The 15,693-nt window shown below is 66.7% G+C and carries 14 protein-coding genes; 10 read left to right on the top strand and 4 right to left on the bottom strand.

Going from position 1 to position 15,693, the window contains the following annotated elements:
* Nucleotides 1-79: 79 nt before the first annotated feature.
* Both CGU34_RS11745 and CGU34_RS11740 read right to left on the bottom strand, forming a co-directional pair.
* A complete protein-coding gene (locus tag CGU34_RS11745) occupies nucleotides 80-724 on the bottom strand; it encodes a GntR family transcriptional regulator (protein WP_036301780.1) in 645 nt (214 codons plus the stop codon).
* Between the two features lie 23 nt (nucleotides 725-747).
* Complete coding sequence (locus CGU34_RS11740; protein ID WP_036301782.1) at nucleotides 748-1,287, bottom strand: VOC family protein; 540 nt, start codon at nucleotides 1,285-1,287, stop codon at nucleotides 748-750.
* Nucleotides 1,288-1,465: 178 nt separating this feature from the next.
* On the opposite strand from CGU34_RS11740, the gene CGU34_RS11735 reads away from it, so the two are divergent.
* Genes CGU34_RS11735 through CGU34_RS11725 form a run of 3 tightly spaced genes read left to right on the top strand, consistent with a single transcriptional unit; the run spans nucleotide 1,466 to nucleotide 6,417 of the window.
* The gene (locus CGU34_RS11735) at nucleotides 1,466-3,643 is read left to right on the top strand and encodes an alpha-ketoacid dehydrogenase subunit alpha/beta (RefSeq protein ID WP_036301784.1); all 2,178 of its coding nucleotides are present in this window, start codon (nucleotides 1,466-1,468) and stop codon (nucleotides 3,641-3,643) included.
* Between the two features lie 2 nt (nucleotides 3,644-3,645).
* Nucleotides 3,646-5,007, top strand: coding sequence for a dihydrolipoamide acetyltransferase family protein (locus CGU34_RS11730; protein WP_100814177.1), 1,362 nt, complete (start codon nucleotides 3,646-3,648; stop codon nucleotides 5,005-5,007).
* A 27-nt stretch (nucleotides 5,008-5,034) separates the two neighbouring features.
* A complete protein-coding gene (locus tag CGU34_RS11725; protein WP_036301794.1) occupies nucleotides 5,035-6,417 on the top strand; it encodes an aldehyde dehydrogenase family protein in 1,383 nt (460 codons plus the stop codon).
* Between the two features lie 7 nt (nucleotides 6,418-6,424).
* On the opposite strand, the gene CGU34_RS11720 is transcribed toward CGU34_RS11725, so the two are convergent.
* Nucleotides 6,425-6,916 carry a LysR substrate-binding domain-containing protein gene (locus CGU34_RS11720; protein ID WP_100810047.1) on the bottom strand — a complete coding sequence of 164 codons (492 nt, stop codon included), beginning with the start codon at nucleotides 6,914-6,916 and terminating at the stop codon, nucleotides 6,425-6,427.
* Nucleotides 6,917-7,178: 262 nt separating this feature from the next.
* Here CGU34_RS11720 and CGU34_RS11715 point away from each other — a divergent pair, with 262 nt between their 5' ends.
* The 7 genes from CGU34_RS11715 to leuC all read left to right on the top strand — a co-directional run bounded on the left by CGU34_RS11715 (nucleotide 7,179) and on the right by leuC (nucleotide 14,361).
* Entirely contained in the window at nucleotides 7,179-8,273 is a 1,095-nt protein-coding gene (locus tag CGU34_RS11715; protein WP_100810048.1) for an ABC transporter substrate-binding protein, read from the top strand.
* A 51-nt stretch (nucleotides 8,274-8,324) separates the two neighbouring features.
* Nucleotides 8,325-9,020: an ABC transporter ATP-binding protein gene (locus CGU34_RS11710; protein WP_036298210.1), complete on the top strand. Its 696-nt coding sequence runs from the start codon at nucleotides 8,325-8,327 to the stop codon at nucleotides 9,018-9,020.
* Entirely contained in the window at nucleotides 9,007-9,732 is a 726-nt protein-coding gene (locus tag CGU34_RS11705) for an ABC transporter ATP-binding protein (RefSeq protein ID WP_036298212.1), read from the top strand. The genes CGU34_RS11710 and CGU34_RS11705 overlap by 14 nt, the downstream gene beginning before the upstream one ends.
* The gene (locus CGU34_RS11700; protein WP_036298214.1) at nucleotides 9,729-10,613 is read left to right on the top strand and encodes a branched-chain amino acid ABC transporter permease; all 885 of its coding nucleotides are present in this window, start codon (nucleotides 9,729-9,731) and stop codon (nucleotides 10,611-10,613) included. The genes CGU34_RS11705 and CGU34_RS11700 overlap by 4 nt, the downstream gene beginning before the upstream one ends.
* Nucleotides 10,610-11,737 carry a branched-chain amino acid ABC transporter permease gene (locus tag CGU34_RS11695; RefSeq protein ID WP_081766287.1) on the top strand — a complete coding sequence of 376 codons (1,128 nt, stop codon included), beginning with the start codon at nucleotides 10,610-10,612 and terminating at the stop codon, nucleotides 11,735-11,737. The genes CGU34_RS11700 and CGU34_RS11695 overlap by 4 nt, the downstream gene beginning before the upstream one ends.
* Nucleotides 11,738-11,818: 81 nt before the next feature.
* On the top strand, nucleotides 11,819-12,850 hold the full coding sequence (locus tag CGU34_RS11690; RefSeq protein ID WP_100810107.1) for a Gfo/Idh/MocA family oxidoreductase: 1,032 nt from the start codon (nucleotides 11,819-11,821) through the stop codon (nucleotides 12,848-12,850).
* Between the two features lie 38 nt (nucleotides 12,851-12,888).
* A complete protein-coding gene (gene leuC, locus CGU34_RS11685) occupies nucleotides 12,889-14,361 on the top strand; it encodes a 3-isopropylmalate dehydratase large subunit (RefSeq protein WP_100814245.1) in 1,473 nt (490 codons plus the stop codon).
* Nucleotides 14,362-14,419: 58 nt separating this feature from the next.
* Here leuC and mftD read toward each other — a convergent pair whose 3' ends face one another.
* On the bottom strand, nucleotides 14,420-15,655 hold the full coding sequence (gene mftD, locus CGU34_RS11680; protein WP_232711654.1) for a pre-mycofactocin synthase MftD: 1,236 nt from the start codon (nucleotides 15,653-15,655) through the stop codon (nucleotides 14,420-14,422).
* Nucleotides 15,656-15,693 lie beyond the last annotated feature (38 nt).

Here is a 15,693-nt window from a genome sequence, read left to right as displayed (position 1 = left end):
GCCGGGCACGATGCACCCGCGGTTGCGAAGTTCGAACGTGTGACGGACCGACGTCGCCGACGCCCGCCCGTCGCCATGCTCAGCCGAATACTTCGGGGTGCCGCGAGAGTTCGAGCCGGCTGCGGCGGATGTGTCGAGCGAGGACCTGTTCGGCTTCGTCGGCGTCACCGTTGCGGATCGCGTTGACGATGAGGTGATGGTCGTGGTGGACGCTGCGGTCCTCCTCGAGGTAGAACAGGCGCGTCGCGGCCCGCCGGTAGTGCTGCGTTCGATTCCAGAGGTTCATGACCGTCGGGCCGAGGACGGGTGTCTCGATCGCTTTCAGGCTTGACAGGTGGAAGTCGCGGTCGAGCTGAAGGAACCTCTCGACATCGGTGGATTGCTCCATGGAGCGCGCGAGGGCCTCGAGGTCGTCGCCCAGCGCGGACGTGATGTGGGGGACGTTCATGCGCAGAAGAAGCGGCTCGAGGCGTTCTCGCATCTGATACATCTCTTCGCACTCCGCCATCGTGATGCGCGAGATCCATGCTCCCGTGTTCGCGACGAGGTCGATCAACCCCTCGGCTTCGAGCGTGCGGAGAGCCTCGCGCACCGGCAGGCGACTTGCGCCGTGTTCTTCGGCGATTTCGTCGGGTCGCAGTCTCTCGCCGGGCACGTAGGCGCCAGCGAGGATCCTCTCGCGCAGACTGTCGGCGATGGCTGCGCCGGTTGCGCCGTGGCTCATGCGGCGGGCATCTTTCTCGGTCCTCATAGTTGCGGGTATGCCGGATGCCAGAGCAGGCGTGCGGACGAGTTTTCGTATGCCTTACCCGCGGGGAAGCTCACGAGTTCGAACTGGAGGCCCCAGGGGCTGCGGAAATAGATCCAGCGCTGCCCTTCGGCGGACTGCTTGCTCGCGGTGGGATTCCCCATGACGTCGACCCCCTTACTGCGAAGATACTCGACCGCCACGTCGAGGTCGTCGACGTAGAGGGCGATGTGGAACCCGCCGATATCACTGTTGCGCGGTTGCGGATTCTGCCCGTCGGCCGGTTCGTAGAGGAAGACCTCGAAGTTCGCCCCGTGACCGAGGCGGTAGAAGCGGATCTCGCTGATGACGGTGCGGGGGTGGACGCCGAGATGCGTGAGCATCCAGTCGTCGTCGCTCGACCGTTTGGCGCCGAGCCGATAGATCTCATCGCAGCCGAGCACATCGACGAGGAACGCGTGCGCCTCATCGAGGTCGGGCACGGTGAAGCCGATGTGATCCGTTCCCCGCAGGCCGGGTATGCCGTTGCCAACGCTCATCAGGACCTCCGTGTCATCATCTTCACATCCCCGCCCATCGTCGAATTGTATCCGATAGCAAGGAACTGTCCGCGATTTTGAGGATATGGCTGCTTCTTGTGCTTGCATTGGATCAAATCCTCCTCTAACCTGCACAGGTCGGGGATGTCCCGGGTCGTTCGAGGGAGTTGAGGCGAGGATGCCGAAGAAGAAGCGCCTACAAACCGGTGTGGACTGGTACGAGCTCACGACGACCCAGGCCGACTGGGATGCCGCTGGCCCGGCCCTGCTCGGCACGATGCTCGCGCAGATGCATCTGATCCGCGCGTTCGAAGAGACCGTGCTCGAGCTGGCGGGCGAAGGCTTGGTGCATGGCCCGGCGCACTCCAGCATCGGCCAAGAGGGCGGCGCGGTCGGGTCCATCGTCGGGCTGCGCTCCGCGGATGGCGTGAACGGCTCGCACCGAGGTCATCACCAGTTCCTGGCCAAGGCGCTGACCCACGTCTCGGGCGGTGTGATCGATCCCGCCGAGCCGGTCAACGACGTGATCCAAGAGGTGCTGCAACGCACGCTCGCCGAGATCCTCGGCCTCGCGCAGGGATACTGCCGCGGTCGCGGCGGATCCATGCACCTGCAGTGGTTCGAGGCAGGTGCGCTCGGAACGAACGCCATCGTCGGCGGCGGAGCGCCCATGGCAACCGGCAACGCCTGGGCCCAGAAGCACAGCGGCACGTCAGACCTCACCATCAACTATCTCGGCGACGGCGCCGCGCAGATCGGGTCCGTGCTCGAGTCGATGAATCTCGCCGCGGCCTGGAAGCTCCCCGTGTCGTTCTTTATCGAGAACAACCTCTACGCCGTGTCGACGCGCGCTGACGAGATTACGGCCGACACGCGCTTCTCGGTGCGTGGGCAGGGATTCGGTATCCCCTCGTGGCGCGTCGACGGCATGGACCCCCTCGCCGTCTACCTGGCGACGCAAGAGGCGGCCGCCGTAATGCGCTCGGGCGGTGGCCCGACGGTCATCGAGGCCGAGGTGTATCGGTTCTTCCATCAGAACGGTCCCTACCCGGGCAGCGCGTTCGGCTACCGCACCAAGGACGAAGAGGCGACATGGCGTGCGCGCGATCCTCTCGAGCTGGTGGCGAAACGGATGCGTGAGCGCGGGCTGATCGACGATGCACAGGTGGCGGACCTGCGCACCCGCGTCCAGTCCGCGATGTCCGACGCCGTCGGTGAGCTGCTGCAGCCCGACCCGGACAACGCCGGCAAACGCCGCATCAAGCCCGAGCTGTGGCCCGAGACGAGCTTCGTCAACGTGGGCGTCCGGGGCGACGGCCAGGAGCTTGCCAGCCTGACGACCCTCGGCGCGGTTGGAGAGACCCGCGCGCTGAAGTTCGTCGACGCGGTGGCCCAGGTGATGGATCGCCGCATGGATGTCGACCCGCGGATCGTGGTGATGGGCGAAGACGTCCACCGCCTGAACGGCGGCACCAACGGCGCGACCAAGGGCCTGGCGAAGCGCTACGGCGACGAGCGCGTCCTGGGCACGCCCATCAGCGAGAACGCGTTCACCGGCCTCGCCGCGGGCCTCGCGCTCGACGGTCGCTTCCGACCGGTCGTCGAGTTCATGTACCCCGACTTCATGTGGGTGGCGGCCGACCAGGTGTTCAACCAGATCGGCAAGGCGCGCCACATGTTCGGCGGAGACAACCCCGTCCCGCTCGTCCTGCGCACCAAGGTCGCGATCGGCTCCGGCTACGGGTCGCAGCACCTGATGGATCCGGCGGGCATCTTCGCCACCAGCCCCGGCTGGCGCATCGTCGCCGCATCGAACGCGACGGACTACGTCGGTCTGATGAACGCCGCCCTCGCCCTCGAAGACCCGGTGCTCGTGATCGAGCACGTCGATCTGTACGGACGGGCAGACCAGGTGCCCGTCGGCGACCTCGACTACATCATTCCCCCGGGAAGCGCGGCCATCGTGCGCGAGGGCCGCGACGTCACGGTCATCAGCTACCTGTCGATGGTCCACGACGCCGCCGAGGCGATCGAGCAGACCGGCGTGGATGCCGAGCTCATCGACCTGCGCTGGCTCGACCGTGCCTCGATCGACTGGGACACGATCGGCAACAGCATCAAGAAGACGAACGCGGTGCTCATCGTCGAGCAGGGCGCGCAGGGCACGTCGTACGGCGCGTGGCTCTCGGACGAGATCCAGCGTCGGTTCTTCGACTGGCTTGATCAGCCGATCGCCCGCGTCACCGGGCAAGAGGCTTCCCCGAGCATTTCGAAGGTTCTCGAGCGGGCCGCGATCGCCCGCACGCCCGAGGTCGTCGCCGGTCTCGAGGCCGTGCGCGCAGGATTGGGAGGCTGATCATGGCTGACGTCATCCGGATGCCGGAGGTGTTGGCCGGCGCGACCGAGGCCGCGATCCAGACCTGGCTCGTCTCGGCGGGAAGTTCCGTCACGGTGGGCCAGCCGCTGGCCGAGATCGAAACCGACAAGGCGATCGTGGAGTTCTCTGCCGAACAGGCCGGCACGGTCGGTCGTGTCCTCGTCGCCGAGGGCGACAGCGTGTTGGTGGGCGAGCCGATCATCGTGCTGCTGGCCGACGGCGAGGGCGAGACTGCCATCGCGCTCGCGCTCGCCGCGGCGGGCGTCACTGCCGGAGCTGCCGCTTCCGCCGAACCCGAACCCGAGCCCGCCGCACAGGCGGCCGCCCCGGTGGAAGAGAACGACGCGACGGCTGCTCAGGCAGCCGAGGCGCCGACACCGACGCCCGTGGACCCGAGTGACGCGACAGCACCTGACTCGGGCCGTCGCCTGTTCGCCAGCCCCCTCGTGCGCCGCCTTGCCGCCGATGCAGGCGTCGAGATCACGGATGTGAGGGGGAGCGGGCCGCACGGACGTATCGTCCGCCGCGATCTCGAACGCCACCTCGCTGCAGCACCCGTGACGGCACCCGCCGCAGCACCCGCCGCAGCGCCCGCAGCGCAGCCGACGGCGGCTCCGGCCACCACACCGACTCCCGCCGCATCCGCATCCACCGCGGGCGCGTCCTTCGTCGACGTTCCCCTCGATCGCATGCGCAAGGCGATCGCCCGGCGCCTGACCGAGAGCAAGTCGACGGTGCCACACTTCTACCTCGTGGCCGACTGTCGCGTCGATGCGCTGCTCGAGCTGCGCCGGACGGTTAATGAGAGCGCGCCGCGCAAGATCTCGGTGAACGACTTCGTGCTGAAGGCCGTCGCCGCGGCCCTGGTCGAGGTTCCCGAGGCCAACGCGATCTGGAACGGTGACAGCATCCGTCACTTCTCGTCGGTCGACATCTCGGTCGCCGTCGCAACCGAGGGTGGGCTGACGACCCCCGTCCTGCGGGGCGTCGAGACCCAGTCCCTCAGCCAGGTCAGCGCAACCGTCGCCGAGATGGCCGGTCGCGCACGAGAGGGCCGCCTGAAGCAGAACGAACTCGAGGGGGGCAGCTTCTCGGTGTCGAACCTCGGAATGTTCGGAACGAGCGAGTTCTCGGCGATCCTCAATCCGCCCCAGTCCGGAATCCTCGCGGTGGGCGCCGCCCGGGCGGTGCCCGTCGTGGACGACGCGGGCCAGCTCGGCGTGGGCCAGGTCATGACCGTGACACTGTCGGCCGACCACCGGGTTCTGGACGGTGCCGTCGCTGCCACGTGGCTCGCCGCGTTCCAACGTCGGATCGAGAATCCGCTCACGATCCTCATCTGATCCGTCCGTCCCAGAAACCAGGAGACCATGGCTGTCATTCGCAGTATCAATCCGTCGTCGGGCGCCGAACTCGCCGCGTTCGAAGAGGACTCGGACGAGTTTGTCGAGAGTCGCATCGCGGCAGCATCCGCCGCGGTTCCCCTGCTCGCCGAGCTCGGTTTCGCGGGTCGCGCAGAGCGGATGCGTGCCGCCGCGGACCTCCTCGAGTCGGAGGCGGACGAGGTCGCGGCCGTCATCACCGCCGAGATGGGCAAGCCGATTGCGCAGGCTCGTGCCGAGGTCGCGAAGTCCGCCTATGCGATGCGCTTCTACGCGGACAACGCGGAGAAGTTCTTGACGGGCCGGGAGCTCGACGACCCGGCCGCGGTTTCTGCGTCGTCCGCGCGCACGAGCTTCGAGCCGATGGGTGTTGTGCTCGCCGTCATGCCCTGGAACTATCCGGTCTGGCAGGTCGTGCGCTTCGCGGCCCCCGCCCTGATGGCGGGAAACGCAGGCTTGCTCAAGCACGCGTCCAACGTTCCCCAGGTCGCCGTCTACATAGGCGAGCTCTTCGCGCGCGCCGACTTCCCGCAGGGCGCGTTCTCGACGCTCCTCATCGCGGCTCGACGAGTCGAGGCGGTCATCCGCGATCCGCGCATCGCTGCCGTCACGCTGACTGGCTCCGAGGCTGCGGGTCGCTCCGTGGGTGCGGCGGCGGGAAGCGTGCTGAAGAAGGCCGTGCTCGAACTCGGCGGTTCCGACCCGTTCATCGTCATGCCATCCGCACGGCTCGATGCCGCGGTCGAGACCGCGGTCAGGGCCCGGACGAGCAACAACGGCCAAGCGTGTATCAACGCCAAGCGCTTCATCATCCACGAAGACGTATATGACCAGTTCTCGGCGCTCTTCGCCGAGCGCATGGCGGCGCTCGTCATCGGTGACCCTGCCGATGATCTGACCGAGATCGGACCCCTCGCGACGGAGTCGGGGCTGCGTGAGCTCGAGGAGCTCGTGGAGGACGCTCGAGTCAAGGGGGCATCGGTCGTCACGGGCGGGCGCCGGAATGATGTCGCCGGGGGCTGGTATTACACCCCGACGGTCATCGCGGACATCACCACAGACATGCGCCTGTACGAGGAAGAAGCCTTCGGCCCCGTGGCCTCGATGTACAAGGTGGCATCCCTTGACGAGGCACTGTCGGTCGCCAACGACAGCCCGTTCGGGCTCGGGTCGGCGTTCTGGAGCACAGATGCCGACGAGATCGCCCGCGCGGAGCGCGGTCTAGAAAGCGGCGCGGTGTTCGTCAACGGCATGACGATCTCCTACCCGGAGCTGCCTTTCGGTGGCATCAAGCGCTCGGGCTTCGGGCGTGAACTCTCGGTCGAAGGTATTCGGGAGTTCTGCAATCTGAAGACCATCTGGGTCGCGTGAGCCCGGCTCAGCCCTGAGTACCCGCGCTGCGGCACGCATCCACGTACAACTGCCGCAGCGGGCGTGTGATGTGGGGTCCCACCGCGAGGAATGACGGCAGGTAGAGCGCGGGCTCGACGGGAAGCGTCACCATACCTTCGTAGGAGTGCTCCGCCTCGTATCCCTCGAAAACGGGGGTCCACATCGGCGTTCGGCTCGTGGCGAGTTCGGCGAACGTCGATTCGATTCCCGAGAAGGGGATGCCGGGGGTGAGGACACGACCCGAGCCGGCCAACGCTGCGTTCAGCAGGTCGTGCAAGGCCGGGTTGGCGGACCTCTCGACGATCGCGACGGGGGTCGCGGCTAGCTCGGGGAGGGTGGCGAAGGCACGTTCGGCCAACGGGTGGTGGTCGGGGAGGGCGGCCACGATCCTCTCGTCCCACACATGAGACGTCCACAGGGCGTCGCTCCTGATCTCGCCGCGGATGATGGCGGCGTCGAGCGAACCGTCCAGGAGCATCGTCGTTCGCCGGGCGGGAAATGGAGAACGGGGTGCGTTGGGAGCGGCTCGCGATGGGCCGCCAGGATGACGTGGACGCCCTGCTCGTGACCTATCAGCCGGGCGCCTCCAGCTCGCTCGAAGGCAAACTGATGCGCCACCCGGGGTCCGAGTATGCCTACATGCTCGAGGGTGAGCTCACCCTGCAGCTGGAGTTCGACACCTCGCCGGCTGCAGCGGAGGTTCCGGCGGCAACAACGCCGCGCCCGACGCCTCGGGCGAACTGTGCGCAGACGGCACGATCACGCTCGGCTCTGCCAAGGCGCTCAGCGGGGGGTTCGCGTTCTACGACACGGCTGGCTCGAACGCCGAAGAGCTCGCCGTCGAACAGATCAACGCCGAGGGCGGAATCAACGGCTGCGAAATCGAGCTCGTCACACAGGACACCAAATCCGACCCCGCCGTCGGCAGGCAGGTCGCCAGCGAGTTGATCGCCGCAGGCGCCGAGGTGCTCCTTCCGCCCAACCAAGGGGGCCTCGGCACGCCGGCTGCGTTGGTCGCCCAGAAAGAGGGAATCTTCAGCATGGCGGGGAGTTCCGAAGATGACTACGCGCCGGGCGTCGGAGCGCTCTTCGCCACCGGCGGGAGCATGGCGAGCCTCAACGGCAAGACCGCGGCGGCATTCGCGAAGGAGCAGGGGTACGACTCGGTCTACTACGTCACCAACGACGCCTATCCGTACTTCACCATCGTCGAGCGTCTCTTCCGCGAAGATGCGGGGGACGATATGGACGACCTGGGCAGCTCGGTCCTCAAGTCGGGTCAGACCGACTTCTCGGCGGTCATCAGCGATATCAAGCGCTCGGTCGGCGAAGCCGACAACCCGATGATCCTGCTCGCCACCCAGTACCCCGACGCACCAACGATGATCGCCCAGCTTCGAAAGGCTGGAGTCGAGACCCCCGTGGTGGGTAACGCGACGTGGGCGACGCGCAACATCGTCGACGCGCTGGACGGTCACACGGACAATGTCTTCTACACCGCCGGCGCCTACACCGAAGGCGAGGACGTCAGCGAAGCTGCTCAGGCGTACGTCGAGAAGTACAAGGAGAAGACGGGCACCTACCCGGAGAACCACCAGGCCGTCGAGTCGTACTGGTCGATGTGGGCACTGTTCGACGCGATCAAGACCGCGAACTCCACGGACGGAGCGGCCATCGAGAAGGCCCTGTTCGCTCAGAAAGACGTCGAACTGCCGATGCGCACGGTCTACGAGTGGAAGGACGGCCACATCCTCGGCAGCAACGTCGTCGTGGGATTCACGCCGGAGGGTGCTTTCGAGCAGGTTGGCTCGTACAACCTCACTGACGGGGAGTGATCGACGTTGTCCGCTGACGCCCACGCGGTCGTCTCGGCGCGGGGAGTGGGGATGTCGTTCGGGCGGCTCAAGGCCCTGTCGGGCGTCTCGATCGATCTCGCGCAGGGCGTCTGCACCGGCCTGATCGGTCCCAACGGGTCCGGCAAGAGCACCTTCGTGAACTGCCTGTCCGGCTTGCTACACGCCACAGAAGGATCGATCGCCTTTGAGGGCAAGGACGTCACGAGGTTCTCGATGCGGGCGCGGGCGCAAGCGGGGCTGGCCCGGAACTTTCAGAACCTCCGGTTGTTCGAGGATCTGACCGTTCGCGAGAACATCGCCATGTCTGCCCGGCTGGCCGGTGGCTGGCGCCGAGGCTCGGAAGCGATCGTCCAGGACATCGCCCGCACTTTCGGCCTCGAGCACGACGTGGACGCCCGCGTCGGTGACCTCTCTTGGGGTCACCGACGTCGGGTCGAACTCGCCAGGGTCCTCAACGGCGAGCCTCGGTACGTCCTGCTGGATGAGCCCGGGGCCGGTCTTGACCTGTCCGAACGGCAGCGACTGCCCGGGATTATCGCGGATCTTACGTCGCGCGGGGTCGGAACTCTGGTGGTCGACCACGACATGGCCCTCATCGCGCGGGTCTGCTCGCGGGTGCTCGTTCTTCGCCAGGGCCAATTGATTTTCGACGGAACCCCGGCCGCAGCGTTCAAGGACGCGCAAGTGCTGGAGTGCTATCTGGGAGAGCGACATGCCAGTGCTTGAAGCAACGGATCTGATTGCCGGCTACGGATCGGGAGACACCGTTCTCCACGGCGTGAGCCTGACTCTCGGCGCCGGACAGGTCACCGCGCTGACGGGCGTGAACGGCGCGGGAAAAACGACACTCGCATCCGCTGTGGCGGGGAGAGTCATCCCGTCTTCGGGAAAAGTTACCTTCCAGGGGGCGGACATCACGAAGATGCCCGTCCAGGAACGCTGTCGGCTCGGAATCGTGCTCTGCCCGCAGGGACGCGAGGTGTTCCCGAGCCTTTCGGCCGCCGAGAACGTCCGCATGGGCGCGCTCACGCGTCCCGCTTCGGCTCGCAAGGCTGCCGTGGAGGACGTATTCGAGCTGATCCCTGCGCTCGCGGCGTTTCGTAACAGCCGGGCGGGTTCGCTTTCGGGCGGCCAACAGCAGATCGTCGCGATCGGGCGCGCTCTCGCGGCCGCGCCGCAGGTGTTGATTGTGGACGAGCCGTCGATGGGTCTTGCGCCAGCAATCGTGGATTCGGTGTACGAGATCCTCGGTGCGCTCACAGAGAACGGTGTGTCGCTCCTGGTCATCGAGGAGTCACCTCTGCGGCTCGTGGACTTGGCCGACCACGTCGTTGTCATGCGCGGCGGTGAGATCGTCATGTCTGGGGGAGCGGAGATGCTCCAGGACGAACGGGTTCTCACCGCCGCGCTCCTTGGCGAGGAGGCGATGGCAGAGTGATTCAGTTCTTACAGGCCGTGTTCGACGGTCTCTCCCAGGGCGGGGTGTATGCCGTCCTCGCGGTCGGTGTTGCCGTCGTGAGCGCGGTCATGTCCTTCCCGAACTTCGCGCATGGCTGGCTCGTCATGTGGGCCGCATCGATCACGGTAAGCCTCACGGCAGCCATACCCCTCCTGCCGGCGCTCCTGATCGCGACGGCCATCGTCGTGGTGATCGCGGTGGTTGGAGGGCGGCTGACGTTCCTCGTTGGCAGTCCGGCCGGAAGCGAGGTCCTCATGCTGAAGTCGCTCGCTTTCGGACTCGTGCTGCAGGCGGCCGCGGTCCTGTTCTTCGGTGACGCACCGCGGCTTTACCCTGCCCCGGATTGGTTCGGCGGAGTGATAGTCCTCGGCGATCTGAGAATCAGCGCCGCGAGCCTGACGAGCCTGAGCGTCGCGCTGGTTGCACTTGGCGGGGTTCTCATCCTCCTGCGCGCGACAGATCTGGGCCTGAAGATGCGCGCGACGGCACAGAGTATGTCGACCGCCGCCCTGGTCGGCGTGCGCACCCGACGTGTCGTCACCACGGCTCTCGTGATCGCGGGCGTACTGGCCTGCATCGCATCCTTCCTCTGGTACGCAAAGGCTGGCAGCGTCACCCCCCGGTCTGGCCTCGAGATCACGATGGTTGCATTCGTTGCGCTCGTCCTCGGGGGGCTGCGCAACATCGGCGGCGCCGTGCTGGGCGGGCTGCTGCTCGGACTCGTGGACTCGTTCATGGCCGCATATCTGCCCAGTGACGTTCAGGGCCTCACGCGCGCCCTCACGTACACCCTGCTGATCGCGGTTTTGCTGCTGCGACCGGACGGACTCCTTCAACGCAAGGTGGTGCCCACGAAATGAGCAGATCACGAATGTTCTTCCCCGACAGGGTGCAGACCTCGCGGGGATACGCCAGCGCGGTCGGCGGGCCGACGGCAATCTCACTCGTCGTGGTGGCAATCGCGTTTGCGATCGACGCCGCCACCGGCGGCACTTTCGAGGCCATCGTGGTCTCGGGTCTGGTCTTCGTCTGCCTGACGGTCTCGTTGCAGGTGATCATGGGCAACACGGGCCTGATCTTCTTCGGCCAGTTCGCTTTCGTCGCCGTCGGCGCCTATGTCTCCGGGGTTCTGACCGTCCCCGTGGCGTCGCGGACAAGTCTTCTGCCCGATCTGCCCGAGTGGCTCGCGGGTGTCGAGGTGAGCTTCGGGGTCAGCGTGCTCATGGGTGGACTCGCGGGCGCCGTGGTCGCGGCGATCGCGGGGCCGGTGCTCGTGCGGGTATCGGGACTTGCCGCCGCGGTCGTCAGCCTGGGGCTCATGTTCATCGTTTCCGATCTCTTGCGCGAGACGCCGGCGATCACGCGCGGGGCAATGGTCTTTCCGGGGGTGCCTTACGACACGACGATCCCGGTCGCCGGGCTCACCGTGGTCGCGATCACCCTCATCGGCACGGCATTCAAGTTCTCGCGGTGGGGCCTGGAGGCTCGCGGAGGGCGCGACGACGCCGTTGCCGCGGAGTCCTCCGGACTCTCGCCTACTCGGGTGCGTATGCCGGCTCTCCTGTTGGGAGGCCTCCTCTCCGGAGCCTCGGGGGCGGTGTGGGCGCACTACCTGACGGCATTCTCGCCGACGACTTTCAGCATCGACCCGGCGATCGTCGTCGTGATCATGGCCGTGATCGGCGGGGTGCGCAGCATCAGTGGAGCGATCGTCGGTGCGGCTATCGTCGCGATCTGGCAGGAGCTGGCGCGTCAGGTAGAGAGCGGGCTGTTCCTGTTCGGGTTGCAGCTGCCGCGCATGCCGGAGTTCGGGGCGCTGACGCTCGGAATCGGTCTGATCGTGGTCCTTGCGCTCCGACCGCAGGGGCTGTTCGGGTCGAACGAGTTCCAGGTATTGCGGCCGCGGGCGCGCGCGACGGGGGACGGTGACGGGCCGGAGGCGTCCAGCCCACCTGCGGCGGCGGCACCGCCGACCGTGGGCTGAGACACCCGGCGTCGAGTAGTTCGACAACAGCCGCCCGGAAGGGTGGTCCACATTGTGACAGGTCACGGAAACGAGGAACACATGAACAGACTCCGCATCGGTGTAATCGGCCTCGGTATGGTGGGGTCCGAACAGGTGGCGACGATCGCCCGTTCGGTCGCCCTGGGGGAGCTGGTAGCCGTCTCCGACTTTGACCTCGACCGGGCTCACGCGATCGCCGAAGGCCTACCCGGAGACGTACGGGTCGCGCGAAGCGCGGAAGAGCTGATCGCATCCGACGATGTGGATGCCGTCGCCATTGCCTCGAGCGCCGCGTCGCATCTGTCGTTGGTGCTGGCCTGTATCGAACATCGCAAACCGGTCTTCTGCGAGAAGCCGCTCGCGCTCACGGGTGCGGACTGCGAGCTGATCATCGATGCGGAGATCGCGGCGGGCCGGCGGTTCGTGCAGGTCGGGTTCATGCGCCGCTTCGATACGGCCTTCGTCGAGTTGAAAGCCGCTGTAGAGACAGGCGACCTCGGCGAAATCGTCGCGCTGCAGTACGTCCACCGCGCGGCGGACGTTCCGGAGTACTTCACCTCGGCGATGCACACGACCGAAGCCGTCGTGCACGAAGTAGATACGACCCGCTGGCTCGCTGACGACGAGATCGCCGAGGTCAGCGTCACGGGAACGGGAGGTCGTTCCGGTCTCGATGAGTGGCTGGACCCGCAGTTCTTCTCCTTCCGCACGGAGCGCGGCGCCATGGTGTACGCCGAGGTCTTCTTGCGCGCCGGTTACGGATACGAGATCGGCTGCGATGTCGTGGGACGTCAGGGCGTGGCGCGTTTGACCAACGCACCGGTGACCGCGGTCAGTCTGGACTTCCGGACGAGCGGGGTCCGTGAGAAGGACTTCACGGTGCGGTTCGGGGATGCGTATCGTCGCGAACTTACCGCCTGGGCAGAGGATGCACTGCACGGTGTCGTCACGGGACCGAACGCCTGGGATGGGTACGCCGCCGCCGCCGCGACGGATGCGTGCATCGAGGCTTTGCGGACCGGCTCGCCGACGGTGGTGAAGATGCGTGAGCGCCCGGCCTTGTACGGACAAGGCCCTTCGCGAGCCACATAACCGAGAGGATTCCTGTGTCCGAAGATCTCTCTGGAGCGATGTCGCGCGGACCGCGCACCCTGGCCGAGAAGGTCTGGGATGACCATGTCGTGGTCAAGGGTGATGACGGTGAGCCGGACCTGATCTACATCGACCTGCACCTGGTGCATGAGGTGACGAGCCCTCAGGCGTTCGATGGTCTGCGTGCTGAGGGTCGGCCGTTGCGGCGCTTGGATCTGACGATCGCGACGGAGGATCACAACACGCCGACGTTGGCGATCGACAAGCCGATCGCGGATCTGACGAGCCGGACCCAGATCGATACGTTGCGGCGCAACGCGGAGGAGTTCGGTGTGCGTCTGCACTCGCTCGGCGACACGGAGCAGGGGATCGTGCACGTCGTGGGCCCGCAGCTCGGCCTCACGATGCCGGGTATCACGGTCGTCTGCGGTGACTCGCACACGAGCACGCACGGGGCGTTCGGTGCAATGGCATTTGGTATCGGTACCAGCGAGATCGAGCACGTCATGGCGACGCAGACGCTGCCGCTCAAGCCCTTCAAGACCATGGCGATCACGGTCGAGGGCGAGTTGAAGCCCGGCGTGACGGCAAAAGACATCATCCTGGCGATCATCGCGAAGATCGGTGCGAACGGCGGGCAGGGCTACGCGCTCGAATACCGCGGCAGCGCCATCCGCTCCCTCTCGATGGAGGGCCGCATGACGATGTGCAACATGTCGATCGAGGGGGGCGCCCGCGCCGGCATGATCGCGCCCGACGAGACCACGTTCGCGTATGTCAAGGGCAAGCCGCACGCCCCGCAGGGTCAGGATTGGGAGGATGCGGTGGCCTACTGGCGCACCCTCCCGTCCGATGAGGGCGCGGTCTACGACGCCGAGGTATTCCTCGACGCGAACGAGCTCGAACCGTTCGTCACCTGGGGAACGAACCCGGGTCAGGGTGTATCGCTGAACGACGTCGTGCCGACTCCGTCCGACTTCGCAGACCCTAACGAGCGGGCCGCGGCCGAGCGTGCGCTGGAGTACATGGACTTGAAGGCGGGGACGCCGATGAAGGATGTCGCGGTTGATGCGGTTTTCATGGGCTCGTGCACGAACAGTCGAATTGAAGACCTGCGCGCCTTCGCCTCGATCATCCGGGGGCGCAAGAAGGCCGACGGGGTGCGGGTGATGGTGGTGCCGGGCTCGGCGCGGGTGCGGCTCGAGGCCGAGGCTGAGGGGCTCGACAAGATCATCACGGACTTCGGCGCCGAGTGGCGGTTCGCGGGCTGCTCCATGTGCCTGGGCATGAACCCGGACCAGCTCGCTCCGGGGGAGCGGTGCGCCTCGACCAGCAACCGCAACTTCGAAGGACGTCAGGGCACGGGCGGACGCACGCACCTGGTGTCTCCTCTCGTCGCCGCGGCGACCGCGATCCGCGGCACGCTCTCGAGCCCGAGCGACCTCGAGGGCGACAGGAATCGCCGACCCCGACCTCGGCCCAACGCTACGACGCGCGAACCAGATCGCTGATTGCGAAGTCGGACGCGAAGCTCGGCATCCGCGGACGACCGCGCTGCCGCGAGCGCCGCTACTTCTCCTGCGCGACAGCGCGGCTCGCGCGTGCGGACTCCGGTGCCGGGTCGAGGATGAACCCGTTTGGAATCACCAGATCGTCGACGGTGACATCGCGGATCGAGGACTTGCCCAACCCGACGAGCGCTCGCTCGATCGTGCCGCGGAACGTTTCGAGGACCTCATATACACCGCGTTCCCCGTCGGCGGCGAGGCCGTAGAACCACGGCCGTCCGATCATCACGCTTGATGCACCGAGCGCGAGCGCCTTCAGCACATCGGTGCCCCGACGGACGCCGCTGTCCAATGTGACCTCCACCTGATCGCCGACCGCGCGGACGACCGAGGGAAGGAACCGCAGAGGCGAAGGAGTCGTGTCGAGGTTGTTGCCGCCGTGGTTGGAGACCCCGACGGCCGTCGCGCCCGCATCGACCGCTCGTCGCGCATCGTCGGCCGCCACCAGACCCTTCACCATGAACGGGCCGCCCCACAGCTCACGGAGCCAGGCGACGTCCTCCCACGTGGGGATGGCCGTGTCCATCCATTCGTAGAGGCCGCCGACCAGGGTCGGAACCGGACCTCCGCGTCGGCTCATGTTCGGAGCATTCAATCCCGGGATGACGCGACGCTTCGCGTAGCGCAGGAACCAGGACGGGTTGCCGATCGCCATCGGCGCGTACCTGAGGAGAGCAGCGAAGTTCAGGCGGTCCGGGTAGACCGGCGAGCCCCAGTCGCGAGGCTGGTAGGCGACACGTCCGCCGGACAGATCGAGCGTGAAGATCAGGCCCTTGACCCCGGCCTGCCGGAAGCGTTCTATGCGGTCCGCGACGACGTCGCGCCCGCCCGACCAGTACACGTGTGCGAACGACTTCGAATTCTCACGCGTCACCTCCTCTATCGCGACGGACGCGAAGTTGCTCAGACCGATCGCGGTGCCGGCGCGCTGCGCTGCCCGTGCGACGCCGATCTCGGCGTCGGGGTGCATCGCCTGCGCCGCGGCGGGCGCGATCACCACCGGCAGGTCGATCGGCTGCCCCATGAATGTCGCCGACAGGTCGAGGCGCGTCGGGATCGCGGCGCCGATGCGGGGGATCATGCCGATCTCTTCGAAAGCGCGCAGATTCTCTTTCATCGTCGCGCCGCCGTCACTGCCGGCCTCGAGCGCGGTGTAGACATCGTGGGGCAACAACTTCTTGGCCCTGCGCTGAGCTTCGTCGACCGTCTCGATCGCCCTATGTGCGAACATGCCCATGACTTCTCCTCAATATCGTGATCCGCGAGCTCGTAGGG

It is taken from the genome of Microbacterium lacus (assembly GCF_002812805.1).
GTDB classification, from domain to species: domain Bacteria; phylum Actinomycetota; class Actinomycetes; order Actinomycetales; family Microbacteriaceae; genus Microbacterium; species Microbacterium lacus_A.
Note: the sequence above shows the minus strand (reverse complement) of the source record. Positions and strands in the feature narration are given on the sequence as shown.

Excerpts from the sequence above, each read along its gene's own strand:
- CGU34_RS11740 (WP_036301782.1), bottom strand. The coding sequence starts at position 1,287 with ATGAGCGTTGGCAACGGCATACCCGGCCTGCGGGGAACGGATCACATC.
- CGU34_RS11690 (WP_100810107.1), top strand. The coding sequence starts at position 11,819 with ATGAACAGACTCCGCATCGGTGTAATCGGCCTCGGTATGGTGGGGTCC.
- leuC (WP_100814245.1), top strand. The coding sequence starts at position 12,889 with ATGTCGCGCGGACCGCGCACCCTGGCCGAGAAGGTCTGGGATGACCAT.
- mftD (WP_232711654.1), bottom strand. The coding sequence starts at position 15,655 with ATGGGCATGTTCGCACATAGGGCGATCGAGACGGTCGACGAAGCTCAG.
- CGU34_RS11710 (WP_036298210.1), top strand. The coding sequence starts at position 8,325 with ATGTCGTTCGGGCGGCTCAAGGCCCTGTCGGGCGTCTCGATCGATCTC.
- CGU34_RS11720 (WP_100810047.1), bottom strand. The coding sequence starts at position 6,916 with ATGCTCCTGGACGGTTCGCTCGACGCCGCCATCATCCGCGGCGAGATC.
- CGU34_RS11695 (WP_081766287.1), top strand. The coding sequence starts at position 10,610 with ATGAGCAGATCACGAATGTTCTTCCCCGACAGGGTGCAGACCTCGCGG.
- CGU34_RS11745 (WP_036301780.1), bottom strand. The coding sequence starts at position 724 with ATGAGCCACGGCGCAACCGGCGCAGCCATCGCCGACAGTCTGCGCGAG.
- CGU34_RS11705 (WP_036298212.1), top strand. The coding sequence starts at position 9,007 with ATGCCAGTGCTTGAAGCAACGGATCTGATTGCCGGCTACGGATCGGGA.
- CGU34_RS11725 (WP_036301794.1), top strand. The coding sequence starts at position 5,035 with ATGGCTGTCATTCGCAGTATCAATCCGTCGTCGGGCGCCGAACTCGCC.
- CGU34_RS11730 (WP_100814177.1), top strand. The coding sequence starts at position 3,646 with ATGGCTGACGTCATCCGGATGCCGGAGGTGTTGGCCGGCGCGACCGAG.
- CGU34_RS11735 (WP_036301784.1), top strand. The coding sequence starts at position 1,466 with ATGCCGAAGAAGAAGCGCCTACAAACCGGTGTGGACTGGTACGAGCTC.